The following is a 17795-nucleotide window of genomic DNA, read 5'->3' as shown; positions in this document are numbered from 1 at the left end:
TCCGAGATATCGAATAATCTGACCATGGCGTGCAGATACTACCGCTGGCGCGATGCCGCAAGATCAACCTCGGACCCCCTGAAAAACGGTCGCGTAGGGCCCCTGATGGTTTGTCGCACCCGGTCGGGGTGGTTTTCTGTGATCCAAACACAATATCCCTTCGTATCCCTACTACTAAGATCGTAGAAAACGAGGCCTCCGGCAGATGATCCGTGGTTTGAATATTGGTTTGATGGCAGCACTTCTGGCTGCGGCCGTGTCGGTTGGTGCGGACGCGCAGATGTATCGGGGCTATGAAACACCGGCCTACGAAGTGACGGTCAAGAAAGGCGACTTCGAGCGCCGCAGTTATGGCACGCAAATCGTGGCTGAGGTGACGGTCGAGGGTCAGCGAGAACAAGCGATCAGCCGCGGATTTCGCGTGCTGGCGGACTATATCTTCGGTGGAAATGTGCAGGATGCAAAGGTCGCCATGACCACGCCCGTCGCGCAGCAGTCTGCGGATGATGATGACCGTGGCCTGTGGGTTGTGACCTTCAATATGCCAAGCACCTACACGCTGGAAAACCTCCCGCAACCCATGAGCCCGGCGATCCGTTTGCGAGAGACGACACCCGAGGATCAGGTGGTCGTGCAATTTTCCGGGCGTTGGACGGATGACATACTGACCCAGAAAGAACTGGAATTGCGGGCCTTTGCTGCCGCGCACGGGCTCGAAGCGACCGGGTCGCCACGCTTTTACTTCTATGACGGGCCATTCACGCTGCCGTGGAACCGGCGGAACGAGGTCGCGCTCGTCCTCAACTGAGCAGGGTGGGCCAGGACGCAACGGCAAGCCCGTTGAGAAATCCGATATTCGGTGCTACTTTAGAAGCAACCCGGCGTCGGGGTCTGTTCGGCGTGTTGTCAGGAGGACAGACATCTGTCTCACATTGAAAACGCGGTTGGGGTCTCCGCTGTGACCAGAACCCCGGGGCTGAAGCCCGTTTCCACCGACCAGAGCGACGATATCCTCGCGTTGGTGATCTCTTCCCTCGAAGATGACAAGGCCGAAGACATCGTGGCAATCGATCTTGCCGGGAAGTCCAGCATGGCCGACCACATGGTGATCTGCTCTGGCCGCTCGACGCGCCAAGTTGCGGCGATCTCGGAAAAACTGATCGACCGGCTCAAGTCCGATCTGGGACGTCTGGCCAAGGTCGAAGGCAAGGACCAGGGCGATTGGGTCCTGATCGACACCGGCGACGTGGTCGTTCATGTGTTCCGGCCCGAAGTGCGCGAATTCTATCAGCTGGAAAAAATGTGGATGACGCCGGGCGCGCAAGCCTGACCTGTCCCACCCGCTGATATGAAGATCACGCTATGCGTCGTGGGCCGGCTGCGGGCCGGTCCCGAACGAGACTTGCTCGACGACTATCTGAAACGTTTTGACAGAACCGGGCGGGGCTTGGGGCTTGGCCCGGCTCGCGTGTTCGAGGTAGAGGACCGCAAGGGCGGCGGCGCTGTTGCGGAAGCCGCGCTGCTGGAGCGCGCGGTTCCTTCCGGGGGCGTCGTTTGCGCCATGGACGAGCGGGGGCGCACGCTGACCTCGCCCGAGTTCGCCGCCCAACTGGAACGATGGCGCGACACGGGCCGGAGCGACGCCGCATTCCTGATCGGGGGGGCGGACGGGTTGCTGCCTGAACTGGTGGCGCGGTCCGATTTCACGCTGTCTTTCGGCAAGATGGTCTGGCCGCACATGCTGGCGCGCGTGATGCTGGGCGAGCAGTTGTACCGCGCGGCCTCCATCTTGTCTGGCGCGCCTTACCACCGGGACTAGCTGCCACTTTCCGCTGTTTTTCGAAAAACCCTATTCCGGTCGCTGCGTCGGCGCGCTAGGCACAGCACGAAATGACGATGGAGAGGTCGATGCGTGCCGCAAAACCCGTAGTCCTGTGTATCCTCGACGGGTGGGGGCTGAACGCTGATACATCCGCCAACGCCCCGGCCTTGGCCGAAACACCGACGATGGACGCACTGATGGCGGACTGCCCGAACGCGACCCTGATCACGCACGGTCCGGATGTCGGGTTGCCACGGGGCCAGATGGGCAATTCCGAGGTGGGTCACACCAATATCGGCGCAGGCCGCGTCGTCGCAATGGACCTCGGCCAGATCGACCTGGCGGTGGAGGAGGGCACCTTTGCCAAGGAACCTGCCTTGCTGGATTTCATCGCGACGCTCAAGAGTTCCGGCGGGACTGCGCATTTGCTGGGTGTTGCGTCCGATGGTGGTGTTCACGGACATACCAACCATATTCTCGCCGCTGCACAGGCTGTGGCCGACGCGGGCGTTCCTGTGATCGTCCACGCAATAACCGATGGGCGCGACGTTGCCCCAAAATCCGCCGACACGTTTGTGCCCGACCTGGCCGCGCGCCTGCCTGATGTGGCGCGGATCGGTTCTGTCACGGGGCGCTACTTCGCAATGGATCGAGACAACCGGTGGGAACGGGTCTCCAAAGCCTACCACGCGATTATCGACGGAACCGCCGAACACCGCGCCGCCACCCCGGCCGACGCGGTTGCCGCAGGTTATGCCCGTGGGGAAACGGACGAGTTCCTCGATCCCTGCCTGATCGGAGATTATGGCGGCGTGCAGGACGCAGATGGGGTCTTTTGCCTGAACTTCCGGGCAGACCGCGCCCGCGAAATCCTGCAAGCGATCGGGGCGCCGGGGTTTGATGCATTCGACACCGGACCGCGCCCGGCGCTCGCTGCGTTGCTTGGCATGGTCGAGTATTCCGACAGCCACAACACCTACATGACCACGGTGTTCCCGAAGCGAGAGATCGTCAACACGCTGGGCCATTGGGTCGCGTTGCAGGGCAAGCGGCAGTACCGGCTGGCCGAAACGGAGAAATATCCGCACGTGACGTTCTTTCTGAACGGTGGGCAGGAAGTGCCCGAGCAGGGCGAGGACCGCTTCATGCCTGCATCGCCCAAAGTGGCCACCTATGACCTTCAGCCGGAAATGAGTGCGCCTCAAGTCACCGAGAAGTTCGTTGCCGCCATCGAGGCGGGATATGACCTGATTGTCGTGAACTACGCCAACCCCGACATGGTCGGCCATACCGGCGATCTGCAAGCCGCCATGGCCGCCTGCGCCGAGGTGGATCGCGGACTGGGTGAAGCCGTCGCAGCGGTCCGGGCAGCAGGTGGAGCGATGATTGTCACCGCCGATCACGGTAATTGTGAAACCATGGTCGATCCGGAGACGGGCGGGCCGCATACGGCCCACACCCTGAACCCGGTACCGGTGATCCTTGTGGGCGGGCCGGACGGTGCGGGCCTGCGCAATGGTGGGCGTCTTGCAGACCTCGCGCCCAGCCTTCTGGAACTCATGGGGCTGCCGAAACCGCCCGAGATGACAGGCGAGAGTTTGATCACGCGATGAGAGCCGCTATTCGCCTGATTGCCGTCCTGACGTGTCTGGGTGCGTCGCCTGTGATGGCGCAAGCGCCCGGGGATGCGGTGGCGCGCGCGGATGATGCGGTGGGGCAACTGGACCGTGCGCGCGCCTTGCTGGAGGCGGCACCGACCGCGCCGGACAGGGTTGCAGCCCTGACGGAAGCCGTGCGGGGGTTCGAGGCGGGTCTGGCGGCGATCCGCGAGAGCACGCGCGCGGCGGTGATCCGCGAAACGGCGATATTGGATGGGCTCGCTGCGGAACAGGCGCGTCTTGCCGAGTTGCTGGGTGTGTTGCAGACCATTTCCCGCACGCCGGACCCGGTCTTGCTGATCCATCCCGAAGGACCGCTTGGACTGGCCCGTGCAGGCATGATGGTGTCCGAGGTCACACCTGCCGTCGCGGCCGAGGCAGAGCGTTTGAACGCCCGCCTGACAGAGCTAGAAGACGTCCGCGCGGTTCAGTCGCAGGCGGAAGACCGCCTTGAACAGGGTTTGACCGACATCCAGACAGCCCGTGCGCAGCTTGCGGCCGTGGTTGCCGAGCGCGTGCGCTTGCCGGACGGTCCTGCCGCTGACCCGGTCTTGCTCGGGGTGCTTTCGGCTTCCAGCACATCCTTGCGCGAATTTGCGGACAGTCTGGCCGCGTTGGAGCTGCCAACAGTCGAAGGACCCGCCTTCGAGGTGGCAAAGGGCCGTCTGCCCCTGCCCCTGTCTGGCTTGCCTCTGCGCGGGTTTGACGAGCCGGATCTGGCAGGTGTTGTGCGCCCCGGCTGGGTGATCGCGGCCTCGGGGCAGGCACTTGTCACCACGCCTTCCGCTGCGACCGTGCGGTACGTCGGTACCCTGCTCGACTACGGCAATGTGATCGTTCTTGAACCACAGGCGGAGTATCTTCTGATCCTCGCGGGGATCGAGAACCTTTATGTGCAAGCGGGCGAGGTCGTGCCGGAGGGCGCGCCATTGGGCCTGATGGGGGGCACTACACCGGCATTTGACCGAACTGAAGGTGGTCAAACCCGAAAAGAGACGCTTTATATGGAACTAAGGCATAACGGCGAACCCGTGGACCCGGCCGAATGGTTCGTAACCGACGCGATCCCATCGGAATAAGGCCGTCTCCTCGGATCAGGTTTGATAGGGATAAAAACGCAGATGAAGAAATTCGTGATGGCCGCGTTGGGCGGCACGGTGGCTGGCGTTCTTCTGACGACGCAGGTGGCAGGCCCGCTTGTCGCCCAGGAGGCGGAACGCAAGACGTCGGTTTACGAGCAGTTGGATCTGTTTGGAGATATCTTTGAACGTATCCGTGCACAGTATGTCGAGGATGTGGACGAGGGCGAGCTGATCGAAGCGGCCATCAACGGGATGCTGACCTCGCTTGATCCGCATTCCAGTTACCTCGCGCCGAAGGACTTCGGCGACATGCAGGTGCAGACGCGTGGCGAATTCGGCGGGCTCGGTATCGAGGTCACCCAGGAAGACGGGTTCGTGAAGGTTGTCTCGCCCATCGATGACACGCCGGCCGCCGAGGCCGGGATCGAAGCCGGGGACTTCATCACCCACGTGGATGGCGAGTCGGTTCTCGGTCTGACGCTGGACGAGGCCGTCACCATGATGCGTGGCCCGGTCGGGTCGGACATCATCATCACCGTGGTCCGCGAAGGCACCGATGAGCCGTTTGACGTTACCATCACCCGCGACACCATCCGCCTGACCGCCGTTCGGGCCCGCACCGTTGGCGAGACCGTTGTGCTGCGTCTGACCACCTTCAACGACCAGACCTATCCCAACCTTGAGGAAAAACTGGCGGAAGAGGTCGAAGCCGCAGGCGGCATGGACGCGGTGAACGGGTTTGTGATCGATCTGCGTAACAACCCGGGCGGATTGCTGACGCAGGCGATCAAGGTGTCCGATGCCTTCCTAGACAAGGGCGAGATCGTTTCCACTCGCGGGCGCGACCCACAGGATGGCGAACGCTTCAACGCTGTCGAAGGCGATCTCACAAATGGAAAGCCGATCGTCGTGCTGATCAATGGCGGATCTGCGTCCGCGTCAGAGATCGTGGCAGGGGCGCTGCAGGATCATCGCCGCGCCATCGTCATCGGCACCAAGAGTTTCGGCAAGGGGTCGGTGCAGTCGGTCGTGCCTCTGCGCGGGGATGGGGCCATGCGCCTGACCACCGCACGGTATTATACGCCGTCGGGACGCTCCATTCAGGCACTCGGCGTCTCGCCTGACATCGTGGTGGCCCAGCCGCCCCGCCGCCCCGAGACCGAAGATGACGAGGAAGGACAGCGCCCGGGCCGCTCGGAAGCGGACCTGCGTGGTTCTCTCGACAATGATTCGATTTCCGAGGATGAGCGCCAGCAGCTTCTCAAGGAACAGCAAGCCGCCGAGGATGCCGCGGAACTGCGCGATGACGACTATCAACTCGCCTATGCGATCGACATCCTCAAGGGGCTGAACGCGCTTGGGCCGGAAGACTGATAAACCCGTCCGCGTCATGACGCCCGAGGACATCGCGCGCCTGCCTTACCGGCCCTGTGTCGGCGTGGTACTCATGGACAAGCGCGGGCGGGTTTTTGCTGGGCAGCGCATCGACAGCGACGTGCCTGCCTGGCAGATGCCGCAAGGGGGAATCGACGCGGACGAGACCCCGCGCGACGCGGCTTTGCGTGAACTGACCGAGGAAACCGGGGTAGAGCCGGATCAGGTGGCCGTCGTTGCCGAGACCGCTGACTGGATCACTTACGACCTTCCCCACGACATCGTTCCGCGCATTTGGAAGGGCCGGTTCAAAGGGCAAAAGCAGAAATGGGTGCTGCTGCGGTTTCTGGGCAATGATGCCGACATCGACATAGAAACCGAGATCCCCGAGTTCAACCAGTGGCGCTGGTTGGAGCCAGCCGTGGTGCTGGAGGCCATCGTACCCTTCAAGCGCGAGGTCTACGCGGCGGTGTTTGCGGAGTTCGCGGACATCCTGGCCGTTGCGGACTGATGAGGCGCGCACTGCTCGCCCTACTTCTCGCGGTCCATGCGGCGACGCCTGTCCATGCCTTGAGTTGTCTGCGGCCGGATATGGTGCGCAGCTGGCAGGAACGCGGCGGAACGAGCGTCGTTCTCAAGGGCGAGGTGACGTTTGATGCGTCCGCGTTTCAGCGCAGCGGGATCATGGGGCTTCAGATGCCTACGGACATCGACGTTCCCGCGCGATTCCGCGGGCGGACGTTTCCCGGTGATACGGCGGTGACGCTCGACATCACCTTGCGGTCCGTCTGTTACGCGAACTGGTGCGGTGCCCTCGCCTCTGGCGAGGTTTTGCTCTTTGCAGAGGTCTCCGACAGCGGGCTGCACGTTCCGTTGGACCCATGTGGGACTGCTGCGTTTTCTGACCCGTCCGAGGCCGATCTTGCCCGGCTGAGCGCCTGTGTGACGGGTGGTGCGTGTGAGACAGCCATGCCGCCGCGTCAGTAGAACCGGATCACTGATCCTGCAAAAGGACTCGCCATCGGAACAGTCGCGCCCTAAATTGGAACAAAAGTAGAACAAACTTGCTGCCACACATGTTTGCCGAACTCTCTGCGCTGTCGAATTTCACCTTTCTGACGGGGGCGTCCCACCCGGAGGAGTACATGGATCGGGCGGGTCTTCTGGGCCTGCCTGCGCTTGCGATTGCCGATGAAAACACGGTCGCGGGTATTGTCCGCGCCTATACGCAGGCCAAGGAAATCGCCCGTCTGGTGGCGGCCCGCGCGGATCTGGAGGCGCGCGATGGCCCGATTGGTCCGCAGCATCCCGATCCGCCGCCGCGCATCGGGGCCAACCTGACATGCGTGCCGCGGTTGATCCCGGCTGCGCGCTTGTGCCTGACCGATGGGCTGACCCTGACCGTCTTGCCGCAAACCCGCTCTGGGTGGTCCAGGCTCTCGCGTCTCTTGTCCCTCGGGCGGCGGCGGGCGCCGAAAGGGGATTGCGATCTGACCCTGCAAGACGTTCTTGACGGGCTCGACGCGTGCCAGATCCTCCTGCACGCGCCGACACAGGCGCTGCCGCAGACGGGCGGCGCGGGGGCATGGCACTCACAGGCGCAACGGCTGGCGCGCCGCTTTGGTCCCTGCCTCAGCCTGCTGATGGCCCCGGTCTATGATGGGCGGGACACTGCGCGGTTCGATCGTCTCGCCGCACTTGCCGCAGATCTTGGCATCCCGACCGTGGCCTCCGCCGCGCCGCGCATGCATGTGGCTCGCCGCCGCCGGATGGCCGATGTGCTGACGGCGGTCCGCACCGGCACGCGCGTCGATGATCTGGGGCGCGCGGCGGCGGCCAACGCCGAACAGCGCCTGCGCTCCGAAGCGGAGATGCAGCGCCTCTTCACCGGGCACGAAGACGCCGTTACCCGCGCGGGGGAGGTGGCGGCAAGCTGCACGTTCTGCCTGTCGGAATTGCGCTATGACTATCCGTCGGAGGTCCAGGATGGCGAGGCGCCACAGGACCGGCTGGCGCGGCTGACCACGGATGGCTTGCAGTGGCGGTATCCGGCGGGCGTGCCCGACCGCGTGCAGGCCATGGCGGATCACGAACTCAGGCTGATCGGCAAGCTTGGCTACGCGCCCTATTTCCTGACCGTCCGCGATATCGTGGCCTTTGCCCGGTCGCGTGACATCCTGTGCCAGGGGCGCGGCTCCGCCGCAAACTCTGTCGTCTGTTTCGCGCTTGGCATCACCTCCGTCAGCCCCGAGATCGGCACGATGGTCTTTGAACGCTTCGTATCGGAGGCCCGCGACGAGCCGCCCGATATCGACGTGGATTTCGAACATGAGCGCCGTGAGGAGGTGATCCAGCACATCTACGAACGCTACGGCCGCCACCGCGCGGGCCTGTGCGCCACCGTCATTCACTACCGCGGCAAGCGCGCCGTGCGCGAGGTCGGGCGCGCCATGGGCCTGACCGAAGACACCCTGGCCGCGCTCAGCTCGCAGATCTGGGGCTTCGGTTCGGTTCGCGGGATCGAGGAAGAGCGGCTGCGCGAAATCGGTCTGGACCCCACCGACCGTCGCCTGCGCCTGACCATCGAGCTGATCTACGAAATACAGGGCTTTCCCCGGCACCTGTCCCAGCATGTCGGCGGGTTTGTCATCACCGAAGGTCGTCTGGATGATCTGGTGCCCATCGAAAACGCCACGATGGAGGATCGCACCGTCATCTGCTGGGACAAGGACGATATCGACAGTCTGGGCATCCTCAAGATCGACATCCTTGCCCTGGGGATGCTCACCTGCATCCGCAAGGCCTTCGCCCTGATGGAGCAGCATCACGGTCTGGACTACACGCTCGCGACCCTGCCGCCCGAGGATGCCCGCGTCTACGACATGCTGTGCCGGGCCGACAGTGTCGGGGTGTTTCAGGTCGAAAGCCGGGCGCAGATGAACTTTCTGCCCCGGATGCGCCCACGCTGTTTCTATGATCTGGTCATTCAGGTGGCCATCGTCCGCCCGGGTCCGATTCAGGGCGACATGGTCCACCCCTTCATCCGCCGTCGCAATGGCGAGGAGGAGGTGACATTTCCTTCGGATGAGTTGGGCCGCGTGCTCGCCAAAACGCTCGGCGTGCCCTTGTTTCAGGAACAGGCCATGCAGATCGCGATCCTCGGGGCGGGGTTTGACCCGTCCGAGGCAGACCGCCTGCGCCGGTCGCTCGCGACCTTCAACAAACGGGGCAATATCAGCGAGTTTCGCATGCGGTTCCTGCGCGGCATGGCCGAAAACGGCTACGACCGGGACTTTGCCGAGCGGTGCTTTTCGCAGATCGAAGGGTTCGGAAGCTACGGCTTTCCCGAAAGCCACGCCGCCAGTTTCGCTCTGTTGGTCTATGCCAGTTCATGGATCAAGCATCATCATCCGGGCATTTTCGCCTGTGCCCTGCTGAACGCACAGCCCATGGGGTTCTATGCCCCGGCGCAGATCGTCCGGGATGCCCGCGAACACGGCGTGGTTGTGCGCCCGGTCTGTATCAATGCAAGCTATTGGGACAACGTGATGGAACCTGACGGGCGCGGGGGATTGGCGCTGCGGCTTGGGTTTCGGCAGATCAAGGGCATGGCGCAGGACGAGGTCAACTGGATCGCTGCGGCCCGTGGTAATGGCTATCGTGACGTGGCCGACCTGTGGCGGCGCGCGGGCCTTCCACCGTTGCAGATCGCCCGTCTGGCTGAAGCCGACGCTTTTGCCGGGCTCGGCCTGACCCGGCGGCAGGCCCTTTGGGAGGCACGTGCAATAAAAGGGGATGCGCCCCTCCCACTCTTTAGGGGAGATCTGGAAGGAGAAGGACTGCAAGAGCCGCCCGTCACGCTGCCTCCAATGAGCCTTGGCGAGGAAGTGGTGGAAGATTTCGTCGCCATGCGCATGAGCCTGCGTGCGCATCCCATGGCGCTGCTGCGCCATCTCTTGACCCCGGGTCAGGGCGACCCTGATCTTGCAAGCCGGGTGCGATTACAGCCAGCAGTCTCAAGATCGCCCTGACCTTGGGGCCCGGGTGTTCCCGCCCGGATCCGTGGTGGTCTTTGTTCGTGAGTGTGTGTGCACTACCAGTGCGTAGGGGGACGTACTGCCCGAACTCAGTAATCGACGGAACGCCAGTCTGTGGTGGAGTCTGTGAGAGTTTGCTTGGCGACATGCGCGGTGCGATCGACAAGCAGGGGTTGGCCATTTTCCAGAACGCCGGACATCAAAGCCGCAAAAACAACAAAAGCAGTAATCTCAGCATGGGGCATTTGAAAATCCTGTCGGCGATGAACATCCTTAATGCGACTCACCCTACAGGTTGTGTTATTCACCGTCTGTTAAGCAGTTCACACAGGCGCGAACTTCCTGTGTGGGGATCATTGCCGTGGCGCATGAAATCGCCCATCCTGTTCCCAAATGGGAGGAGGAAACACAATGCGCACCAAAGCCGCTGTCGCCCTGGAGGCCGGAAAACCGCTCGAAGTGATGGAGGTAAATCTCGAAGGCCCCAAAGCCGGAGAGGTGTTGGTCGAAATCAAGGCCACCGGGATTTGCCACACGGACGAATTCACCCTGTCTGGGGCTGATCCGGAGGGCATGTTTCCCGCCATTCTGGGGCATGAGGGTGCAGGCGTCGTCGTCGAAGTCGGACCCGGCGTGACCAGCCTAAAACCCGGTGACCACGTGATCCCCCTCTATACGCCGGAATGTCGGCAGTGTGAGTATTGCCTGAACCCCAAGACGAACCTGTGTCAGGCCATCCGGTCCACCCAGGGCCAAGGCCTGATGCCGGATGGGACCTCGCGGTTCTCGATGTTGGATGGCACGCCGATTCTGCATTACATGGGTTGCTCGACCTTCGCCAATCACACCGTTTTACCGGAGATCGCGCTGGCCAAGATCCGCCCCGACGCACCGTTCGACAAGGTCTGCTACATCGGGTGCGGTGTTACCACCGGGATTGGCGCGGTGATTAATACCGCAAAGGTTGAAATCGGCTCGACCGGTGTTGTGTTTGGCCTTGGCGGGATCGGTCTGAATGTCATTCAGGGACTAAGGCTTGCCGGAGCCGACCAGATCGTCGGCGTCGACATCAACCCCGACAAGAAAGCCATGGCCGAGAAGTTCGGGATGACGGACTTCGTGAATCCGACGGAGGTCTCCGGCGATCTGGTGGCGCATATCGTGGAGTTGACGGGCGGCGGTGCCGATTACAGCTTCGATGCCACAGGCAATGTGCAGGTCATGCGCGCCGCCCTCGAATGCGCCCACAAGGGTTGGGGCGAAAGCATCATCATCGGAGTGGCGCCCGCAGGGGCGGAAATTGCGACGCGACCGTTTCAACTGGTCACGGGTCGTGTCTGGCGCGGTACGGCCTTTGGAGGCGCGCGCGGGCGCACGGACGTCCCTCAAATCGTGGACTGGTACATGGATGGCAAAATCGAGATCGATCCCATGATCACCCATACGATGGGCCTTGAGGATATCAACAAGGGCTTTGATCTGATGCACGAAGGCAAGTCGATCCGCGCGGTGGTGGTCTATTGAGCGTAGCAGTTCGGTCGGTGTCTCAGACGGACTGGCCGGACCTCTGGGCGATTCTGAAACCGGTATTCAGGGCCGGAGAAACCTATGCAATCGATCCTCGAATTACAGAAGATGCAGCGCGGGATTACTGGTGCGCGGACACCAAGCAGACCTTTGTTGCGCACGATGCCGGGACGATACTCGGCACGTATTTCCTGACAGCAAACTTCGCGGGCAACGCGGACCATGTCTGCAACTGCGGATACGTGACCTCCGCCGCCGCGCAGGGTCGAGGCGTGGCGCGCGCCATGTTGGAACACTCGCTGGAGGCAGCAAGAGTTTCCGGGTTTGCAGCCATGCAATACAATTGTGTGGTATCCACGAATACACGTGCAGTTGCGCTCTGGCGCGCCTATGGGTTCGCTATCGTCGGCACCCTGCCGCGCGCGTTTCGTCACCCGCGCGACGGGTGTGTGGATGCCTACATCATGTTCAAGGATCTTTAACGCCCATGCCGAACCGAGAACGCCCGCTGCTTGCCGTGCTGATCGACGCGGACAATGTACCTGCCAAGTACGCCGAACCGATCCTGAAGGAGATCACCTCTATCGGAGAGCCCGCCTTGCGCCGGGTCTACGGGGATTGGTCTTCCGGACGCCTGAACAACTGGTCCGAAAAGGTGATGTCGCTCGGGCTTGTCGCCCATCAGGAAACTGCGAACACCAAGGGCAAGAACGCGTCGGACATCGGGCTTGTGATTGACGCGATGGACATTTTGCACGGCGACCGGTTCGACGGGTTCGTGCTTGTCAGCTCCGACAGTGACTTTACCGCGCTTGCCAATCGGCTGCGCGAGGATGGCAAGGACGTTATCGGCGTCGGTGAAAAGAAAGCGCCGGAAAGCCTACGAAATGTTTGCAACCGTTTCATCTTTATCGAGAACATCATCGACGATCTGCCCGAAGCGAAATCAGGTGCAGGGGTTGCCAAGTCCGAGGAGGCGATCCCGCTGATCGTCAACGCGATGGACAAGATCGACCCTGAAGAAGAATGGTACCCGCTGGGACAGCTTGGCCAGTACATGCTTGCCGTGCATCCGGATTTCGACACACGCAGCTACGGCCACCGCAAGCTGAGTTCGCTGATCCAGGCACTTGGCCGGTTTCAGACAAAGAAAGTCGGCAACCAGTTGATGGTACGCCGCCGCGACTAGGCGGTTGCGTAGCGGGCGAGAAACATGTCAACCGCGCCCTGGGCGATCCGCTCCACCTCGACAGGTTCCGCGACTTCCGAGACACCGAGCAGCAGCCGCAGTTGCAAATCTGCCCGGCAAAGCTCGAAGAACTGATCGGCCGCCAGCCTCGTGTCATGAATGACAAGCTCGCCGCGGGCCATTGCCTCGTTGAAATACTCGATGATCGCGGCGCGCCCGGTGACTGCACCTGCGTCGTAAAATGCGCGTCCAAGCTCCGGAAAACGTTCGGCTTCCGCCACGCAGAGCCGATAGATCGCCAGCCCCATGGCCGAGATGTTGAACCCGATGATCGTATGAGCCGCCGCCTTGAGCACCGAAGCCGGCGGCTTGGTGCGATCGATCACCTCCATCGCGTGATCGGTCACGGAGGCAATCTCCGTTCGAGCAACCTCCAGAAAAAGCAGCCTCTTGTCGGGGAAATAATTGTAAAGCGTGGCTTTCGAAACCTGTGCCGCGCGTGCGATGTCGTCCACGCTCGCACCTTCGAAACCGTCACGCAGAAAGACCGTCCGCGCGCCACGCAACACGGCGTCGAACTTGCGTCCACGTTTGATCCCCGGGTCTGCGTTCATGGCACCCTCTCTCAGGCATCTATCTAGCCACAGGCAGGCTCAACCCACAAGCGAGCGGTTGCAAAACCGATGGGACTCCTTACTTTAGAATCGTTCTAAACTAGTGAGGGCCCCCGATGCTAGCCACATTGTCACGCAAACGTTTTTCTGACCTGACCGAAAAGGAAATCCTCGCCCTTGCCATCTCCTCCGAAGAGGATGACGCGCGAATTTACCGGTCTTATGCAGACTACCTGCATGCCGACTATCCGGACACCGTGACAGTTTTCGAGGACATGGCGGCAGAAGAAGACCGCCACAGGGAACGGTTGATCGAGGTGTTCAAGAAACGTTTCGGCAATACCATTCCCCTGATCCGGCGGGAGCACGTTGCGGGGTTCTATGCCCGGCGCCCGATCTGGCTTGTCGAGAACCTCGGGATCGAGCGGATACGCGCAGAAGCCGCAATGATGGAGCGGGACGCAGAGAGCTTCTACCTCAAGGCGGCACAACGCACGGGTGATGCTGATACCCGCAAACTGCTGGGCGCTTTGGCCGCCGCAGAAGCCGGACATGAGCGCAAGGCCCAGGCTCTGACGGCAGGACTGTCAGACGAGGCGCTGGACGAGGAAGAGGCTGTCGCAAAGCGCCAGTTCATTCTGACCTGGGTTCAGCCTGGCCTCGCGGGATTGATGGACGGGTCCGTTTCAACGCTGGCACCCATTTTCGCAGCAGCCTTTGCCACAGGGGATACCTGGTCGACGTTCCTGGTGGGCCTGGCCGCCTCGGTCGGGGCAGGAATCTCCATGGGCTTCACGGAGGCCGCTTCCGATGATGGGGAGTTGTCGGGGAGGGGCGCGCCTTGGAAGCGCGGCCTTGCCTCAGGGGTAATGACGACCCTCGGGGGGCTGGGGCATGCGTTGCCCTATCTGATCACCGATTTCTGGACAGCGACGACCATTGCCGTGATCGTCGTTTTCTTCGAACTTTGGGCGATCGCCTGGATCCAGAACCGGTATATGAAAACGCCGTTCTTCCGCGCTGCGATGCAGGTGGTTCTGGGCGGTGCGCTTGTGCTGGCCGCCGGGATACTGATCGGGTCGGGATAAACGCGGCGGTGCCGCGGACTTCGGCGGAAAAATTTGCGGACTTGGCTGCCGTGCGCGGCATCTTTGCCCGGTTTTGCGCTTTTCCCCGGCGGTGGGGCGCGTAAGGTGGCGCCATGTTCGCGATCCTGCTCCAAACCGTGCCGTTCTTTGCCATCATCGCGCTCGGCTACGGGGCGAGGCGCACCGGATTCTTTACCGCCGAAGCAACCGCGTATCTGACCAAGTTCGTGTTTTATTTCGCGCTGTCGGCGATGCTGTTCCGATTTGCGGCGAACCTGTCGCTCTCCGAAATTCTGGATTGGCAGTTCGTCTGGGCGTATCTGTGGGCGACAGGTGTTGTCTATCTGCTCGCCACCGCAGTCGCGCTGGTGCGCAAGATCGGTGTGGAACAGGCGGCGGTCGAGGCGCAGTGTGCGGTGATCGGAAATGTCGGGTTCCTCGGGCTTCCGATGCTTGTTCTGCTGTTGGGCGAGCAGGCGATCGGGCCGGTGATGCTGGTTCTAGCGGTCGATCTGATCGTTTTCGGAAGCCTGATCGTCATTCTGATCACCGGCTCACGCGACGGAAGGGTCAGTATCGGCGTGCTACAATCGGTCGGGCTCGGACTGTTGAAGAACCCGATGATCGTATCGATCACGCTGGGGTTGATCTGGTCTGCGTTCCAGATCGCGATACCGGGACCGATGAACGCGTTTCTGGACATTCTGGGGTCTGCCGCGACGCCGGGCGCGTTGTTTGCCATTGGCGCCTCGCTGGCTGGTAAATCGGCCGACCGCGCCGAGATCGCAGGCTGGTTGTCGTTCTGCAAACTGGCGGTGCATCCGCTGGTGGTGGCTTTGGCGGCGCTCTACCTGTTTCCGGTGTCCGATCCGTATGCGGCTGGCGTCATGATCGCCGCGGCGGCGCTACCGACGGCGGGCAACGTCTACATTCTGGCGCAACATTACGGCGTCGCACCGACGCGGGTGTCCGCAACAATCCTGATTTCCACCGCGGCAAGTATTCTGACCCTGTCCGCAGTGATCGCCTGGATCGCCCCTTTGACCGGAAACGGAGGCTGACATGGCGCTTTATATCGATGCCGATGCCTGCCCGGTGAAGGCGGAGGCCGAGAAGGTCGCGACCCGGCATCGTGCGCGCATGTACCTGGTATCCAACGGCGGGTTGCGGCCGTCGCAAAATCCGTTGGTGGACACCGTGATCGTGCCCGATGGTCCGGACGTGGCAGATATGTGGATTGCCGAGCGGGCCGGGCGAGGAGATGTCGTTGTGACCACTGACATCCCACTGGCTGCGAAATGCGTGGAAGCCGGTGCGCGGGTTCTCAAGCCCAACGGAGAGGCGCTGACACAGGCCAATATCGGAAATGTCCTTGCCACCCGGGATCTGATGGCGGACCTGCGCGCAGCGGACCCCTTCCGGCAGGGTGGCGGGCGGGCGTTCAGCCGTGCGGACCGGTCAAACTTCCTTAACGCGCTTGAGACAGAGATGCGGCGTGCAGCGCAGGAGGCTCTCAATGGCGGTTGAAGCGGTCGTATTCGATATCGGAAATGTCCTGATCGAGTGGCAGCCGGAACGGTTTTATGACCGGGAGATAGGTCAGGCGGCGCGCGAAGCGATGTTTGCCGAGGTCGATTTGCACGGTATGAATGATCGCGTCGATGCGGGAGAAAACTGGCGCGACACGGTTTACGACTGGGCCGCACGTTATCCTGACCATGAGACCGCGATCCGGATGTGGCATGATCGCTGGATCGAGTTGGCCGCCCCTGTCATTCCGCATTCGGTGCAGCTACTGCGACGCCTCAGGGCAAAGGGCGTGCCGGTTTTCGCGTTGACGAATTTCGGGATTGAGAGCTTTGCCTATGCCAAGTCGATTTACAGGTTTCTCGAAGAATTCGACCGGCCGTATGTCTCGGGCCACATGGGCCTGATCAAGCCGGACCCGTCAATCTATGCGGCGGTGGAGGCGGATTGCGGTCTGCCGTCGGCGACCTTGCTGTTTGCGGACGATCGTGCCGAGAACATCGCCGCTGCTGAAGCCCGTGGTTGGCAGGGGCATGTTTTCACCAACCCGCAAGGGTGGGCTGACCGGTTGGTGGCCGAGGGGTTGCTGACCGAAGCCGAGGCGGCTTTCGCACATGGTGAGCACCCGCTTTAGGCGGGTACAGGTTGCGCGCGTTCGCGGATCGGCAAGTGCACTAGGGTCGAGAACAAGCCGACGCCGACGCCAATCCACCAAACCAATGTGTAGTCGCCATAGACATCATAGAGCCGTCCGCCCAGCCAGACGCCGAGGAAACTGCCAATCTGGTGGCTCAGGAAGACCACGCCGTAAAGCGTCCCCATGTATTTCAGCCCGTAAAGTTGCCCGACGAGCCCGGAAGTCAGCGGGATTGTGGCGAGCCACAGCGCTCCCATCGCGAGCGAGAACAGGATCACGGTCTCGGGCGTGATGGGCATCATGATAAAGGCCGCGGCGACCAGCGTGCGGGCCAGGTAGATCCCCGCCAGAAGGTTCTTCTTGAGGTACCGCTTGCCTGCCCATCCTGCTGCGAGGACACCGACGATGTTGGCTAAACCGATCAGTGAAATCGACACGGCCCCAAGCGCCGAGGTGGTCGTGATGCCCAGCCCCGCCAGCACGCCCGCCGGATCGATCGGGCCGCACAGTTCGGTCACGAAGGCCGGGAAGTGCGCGGTGATGAAGCCAAGCTGATACCCGCAAGAAAAGAACCCGAGAAAGATCAGGACGAAACTGGGGTCTTTCAACGCTCTGGCAACGGCTGGCCCCATCGGCTCGGACACAGGCGCGTTCGGATCGCGCGGCTTGGCTTTCAACACCGGGAGGGTCAGAAGCGTCGTGAGGATGGCGCCCGCAAACAGTACGAACACGGTCTGGAGCGGCAGGGTCTGCAAGAGCAGTTCCGCGACGGGCGGGCCGAAAATCTGTCCTCCAGAGCCCGCGGCTGTCGCGATTGCCAGCGCCATGGAGCGGTTCTCGTCCGATGCGGCGCGCCCGACGATCGCCAGGATCAACCCCATACCGGTGCCCGCGATCCCGAACCCCACCAGCATCTCGAGCACGTTGTGTTGACCCGGGGTGGTTGCGACCGCGCTCAGCAACAGCCCGACTGCATAGACCAGAATACCCAGCAAGATCGCCTTGCGGTCCGTGAACCTTTCGGCAATCGCGCCAAAGATCGGGGCGCCCAGCCCCCAGGCGAGGTTCTGGATCGCGATCGCCAGCGAAAAATCGCTTCGCAGCCAGCCGAATTCCTCCTGAATCGGAATCTGGAACACCCCGAAAGCGGAGCGGATTGCAAAGCTGACGAGGATGATGAAACACCCGGCAAGAAGTACCGGGGTAATGAGGGGCGTGCGATCTGTCATGCCGCAGACCG

At 62.2% G+C, this 17795-nt stretch carries 19 protein-coding genes; 16 read left to right on the top strand and 3 right to left on the bottom strand.

The genetic code is table 11. The features are described from left to right. Positions 1-205: 205 nt before the first annotated feature. The 9 genes from ACP15N_RS13735 (at position 206) to ACP15N_RS13695 (ending at position 9967) form a co-directional block, all read left to right on the top strand. Positions 206-808, top strand: a complete 603-nt coding sequence (locus tag ACP15N_RS13735; protein WP_425092881.1) for an SOUL family heme-binding protein — start codon at positions 206-208, stop codon at positions 806-808. 150 nt (positions 809-958) lie between these two features. Next, complete coding sequence (gene rsfS, locus ACP15N_RS13730; protein ID WP_425092880.1) at positions 959-1330, top strand: ribosome silencing factor; 372 nt, start codon at positions 959-961, stop codon at positions 1328-1330. Between the two features lie 18 nt (positions 1331-1348). Then, on the top strand, positions 1349-1819 hold the full coding sequence (gene rlmH / locus ACP15N_RS13725; RefSeq protein WP_425092879.1) for a 23S rRNA (pseudouridine(1915)-N(3))-methyltransferase RlmH: 471 nt from the start codon (positions 1349-1351) through the stop codon (positions 1817-1819). An 89-nt stretch (positions 1820-1908) separates the two neighbouring features. Beyond that, a complete protein-coding gene (gpmI, locus tag ACP15N_RS13720) occupies positions 1909-3435 on the top strand; it encodes a 2,3-bisphosphoglycerate-independent phosphoglycerate mutase (RefSeq protein ID WP_425092878.1) in 1527 nt (508 codons plus the stop codon). After that, the gene (locus tag ACP15N_RS13715; RefSeq protein ID WP_425092877.1) at positions 3432-4559 is read left to right on the top strand and encodes a murein hydrolase activator EnvC family protein; all 1128 of its coding nucleotides are present in this window, start codon (positions 3432-3434) and stop codon (positions 4557-4559) included. Before gpmI ends, ACP15N_RS13715 begins: the two co-directional genes overlap by 4 nt. 42 nt (positions 4560-4601) lie before the next feature. After that, positions 4602-5936: a S41 family peptidase gene (locus tag ACP15N_RS13710; RefSeq protein WP_425092876.1), complete on the top strand. Its 1335-nt coding sequence runs from the start codon at positions 4602-4604 to the stop codon at positions 5934-5936. A 16-nt stretch (positions 5937-5952) separates the two neighbouring features. After that, entirely contained in the window at positions 5953-6447 is a 495-nt protein-coding gene (locus ACP15N_RS13705) for an RNA pyrophosphohydrolase (RefSeq protein ID WP_425092875.1), read from the top strand. After that, positions 6447-6923: a hypothetical protein gene (locus tag ACP15N_RS13700; protein WP_425092874.1), complete on the top strand. Its 477-nt coding sequence runs from the start codon at positions 6447-6449 to the stop codon at positions 6921-6923. Before ACP15N_RS13705 ends, ACP15N_RS13700 begins: the two co-directional genes overlap by 1 nt. Positions 6924-7012: 89 nt before the next feature. Continuing rightward, complete coding sequence (locus tag ACP15N_RS13695) at positions 7013-9967, top strand: error-prone DNA polymerase (protein ID WP_425092873.1); 2955 nt, start codon at positions 7013-7015, stop codon at positions 9965-9967. 95 nt (positions 9968-10062) lie between these two features. Here ACP15N_RS13695 and ACP15N_RS13690 read toward each other — a convergent pair whose 3' ends face one another. Next, positions 10063-10218 carry a hypothetical protein gene (locus tag ACP15N_RS13690; protein WP_425092872.1) on the bottom strand — a complete coding sequence of 52 codons (156 nt, stop codon included), beginning with the start codon at positions 10216-10218 and terminating at the stop codon, positions 10063-10065. Between the two features lie 166 nt (positions 10219-10384). On the opposite strand from ACP15N_RS13690, the gene ACP15N_RS13685 reads away from it, so the two are divergent. The 3 genes from ACP15N_RS13685 to ACP15N_RS13675 are packed head-to-tail and all read left to right on the top strand — an operon-like array spanning position 10385 to position 12689. Further along, entirely contained in the window at positions 10385-11497 is a 1113-nt protein-coding gene (locus ACP15N_RS13685; protein WP_425092871.1) for an S-(hydroxymethyl)glutathione dehydrogenase/class III alcohol dehydrogenase, read from the top strand. Further along, positions 11494-11982, top strand: coding sequence for an N-acetyltransferase family protein (locus ACP15N_RS13680; RefSeq protein WP_425092870.1), 489 nt, complete (start codon positions 11494-11496; stop codon positions 11980-11982). The genes ACP15N_RS13685 and ACP15N_RS13680 overlap by 4 nt, the downstream gene beginning before the upstream one ends. 5 nt (positions 11983-11987) lie before the next feature. Then, a complete protein-coding gene (locus tag ACP15N_RS13675; protein ID WP_425092869.1) occupies positions 11988-12689 on the top strand; it encodes an NYN domain-containing protein in 702 nt (233 codons plus the stop codon). Here the strand turns inward: ACP15N_RS13675 and ACP15N_RS13670 are convergent. Further along, complete coding sequence (locus tag ACP15N_RS13670) at positions 12686-13303, bottom strand: TetR/AcrR family transcriptional regulator (protein ID WP_425092868.1); 618 nt, start codon at positions 13301-13303, stop codon at positions 12686-12688. The two genes, ACP15N_RS13675 and ACP15N_RS13670, sit on opposite strands and share 4 nt — an antisense overlap. A gap of 116 nt (positions 13304-13419) precedes the next feature. On the opposite strand from ACP15N_RS13670, the gene mbfA reads away from it, so the two are divergent. From mbfA to ACP15N_RS13650, 4 genes are all read left to right on the top strand, one after another. Next, positions 13420-14391, top strand: coding sequence for an iron exporter MbfA (mbfA, locus tag ACP15N_RS13665; protein ID WP_425092867.1), 972 nt, complete (start codon positions 13420-13422; stop codon positions 14389-14391). Positions 14392-14504: 113 nt separating this feature from the next. Next, a complete protein-coding gene (locus ACP15N_RS13660; protein ID WP_425092866.1) occupies positions 14505-15452 on the top strand; it encodes an AEC family transporter in 948 nt (315 codons plus the stop codon). A gap of 1 nt (position 15453) precedes the next feature. Then, on the top strand, positions 15454-15918 hold the full coding sequence (locus ACP15N_RS13655; RefSeq protein WP_425092865.1) for a YaiI/YqxD family protein: 465 nt from the start codon (positions 15454-15456) through the stop codon (positions 15916-15918). Then, on the top strand, positions 15908-16552 hold the full coding sequence (locus tag ACP15N_RS13650) for an HAD family hydrolase (RefSeq protein ID WP_425092864.1): 645 nt from the start codon (positions 15908-15910) through the stop codon (positions 16550-16552). The genes ACP15N_RS13655 and ACP15N_RS13650 overlap by 11 nt, the downstream gene beginning before the upstream one ends. Here ACP15N_RS13650 and ACP15N_RS13645 read toward each other — a convergent pair. Further along, positions 16549-17784, bottom strand: coding sequence for an MFS transporter (locus ACP15N_RS13645; RefSeq protein ID WP_425092863.1), 1236 nt, complete (start codon positions 17782-17784; stop codon positions 16549-16551). The genes ACP15N_RS13650 and ACP15N_RS13645 overlap by 4 nt on opposite strands. Positions 17785-17795: the final 11 nt, after the last annotated feature.

Source organism: Tropicimonas sp. S265A (genome assembly GCF_049800835.1).
Classification (GTDB): domain Bacteria; phylum Pseudomonadota; class Alphaproteobacteria; order Rhodobacterales; family Rhodobacteraceae; genus Dinoroseobacter.
Note: the sequence above shows the minus strand (reverse complement) of the source record. Positions and strands in the feature narration are given on the sequence as shown.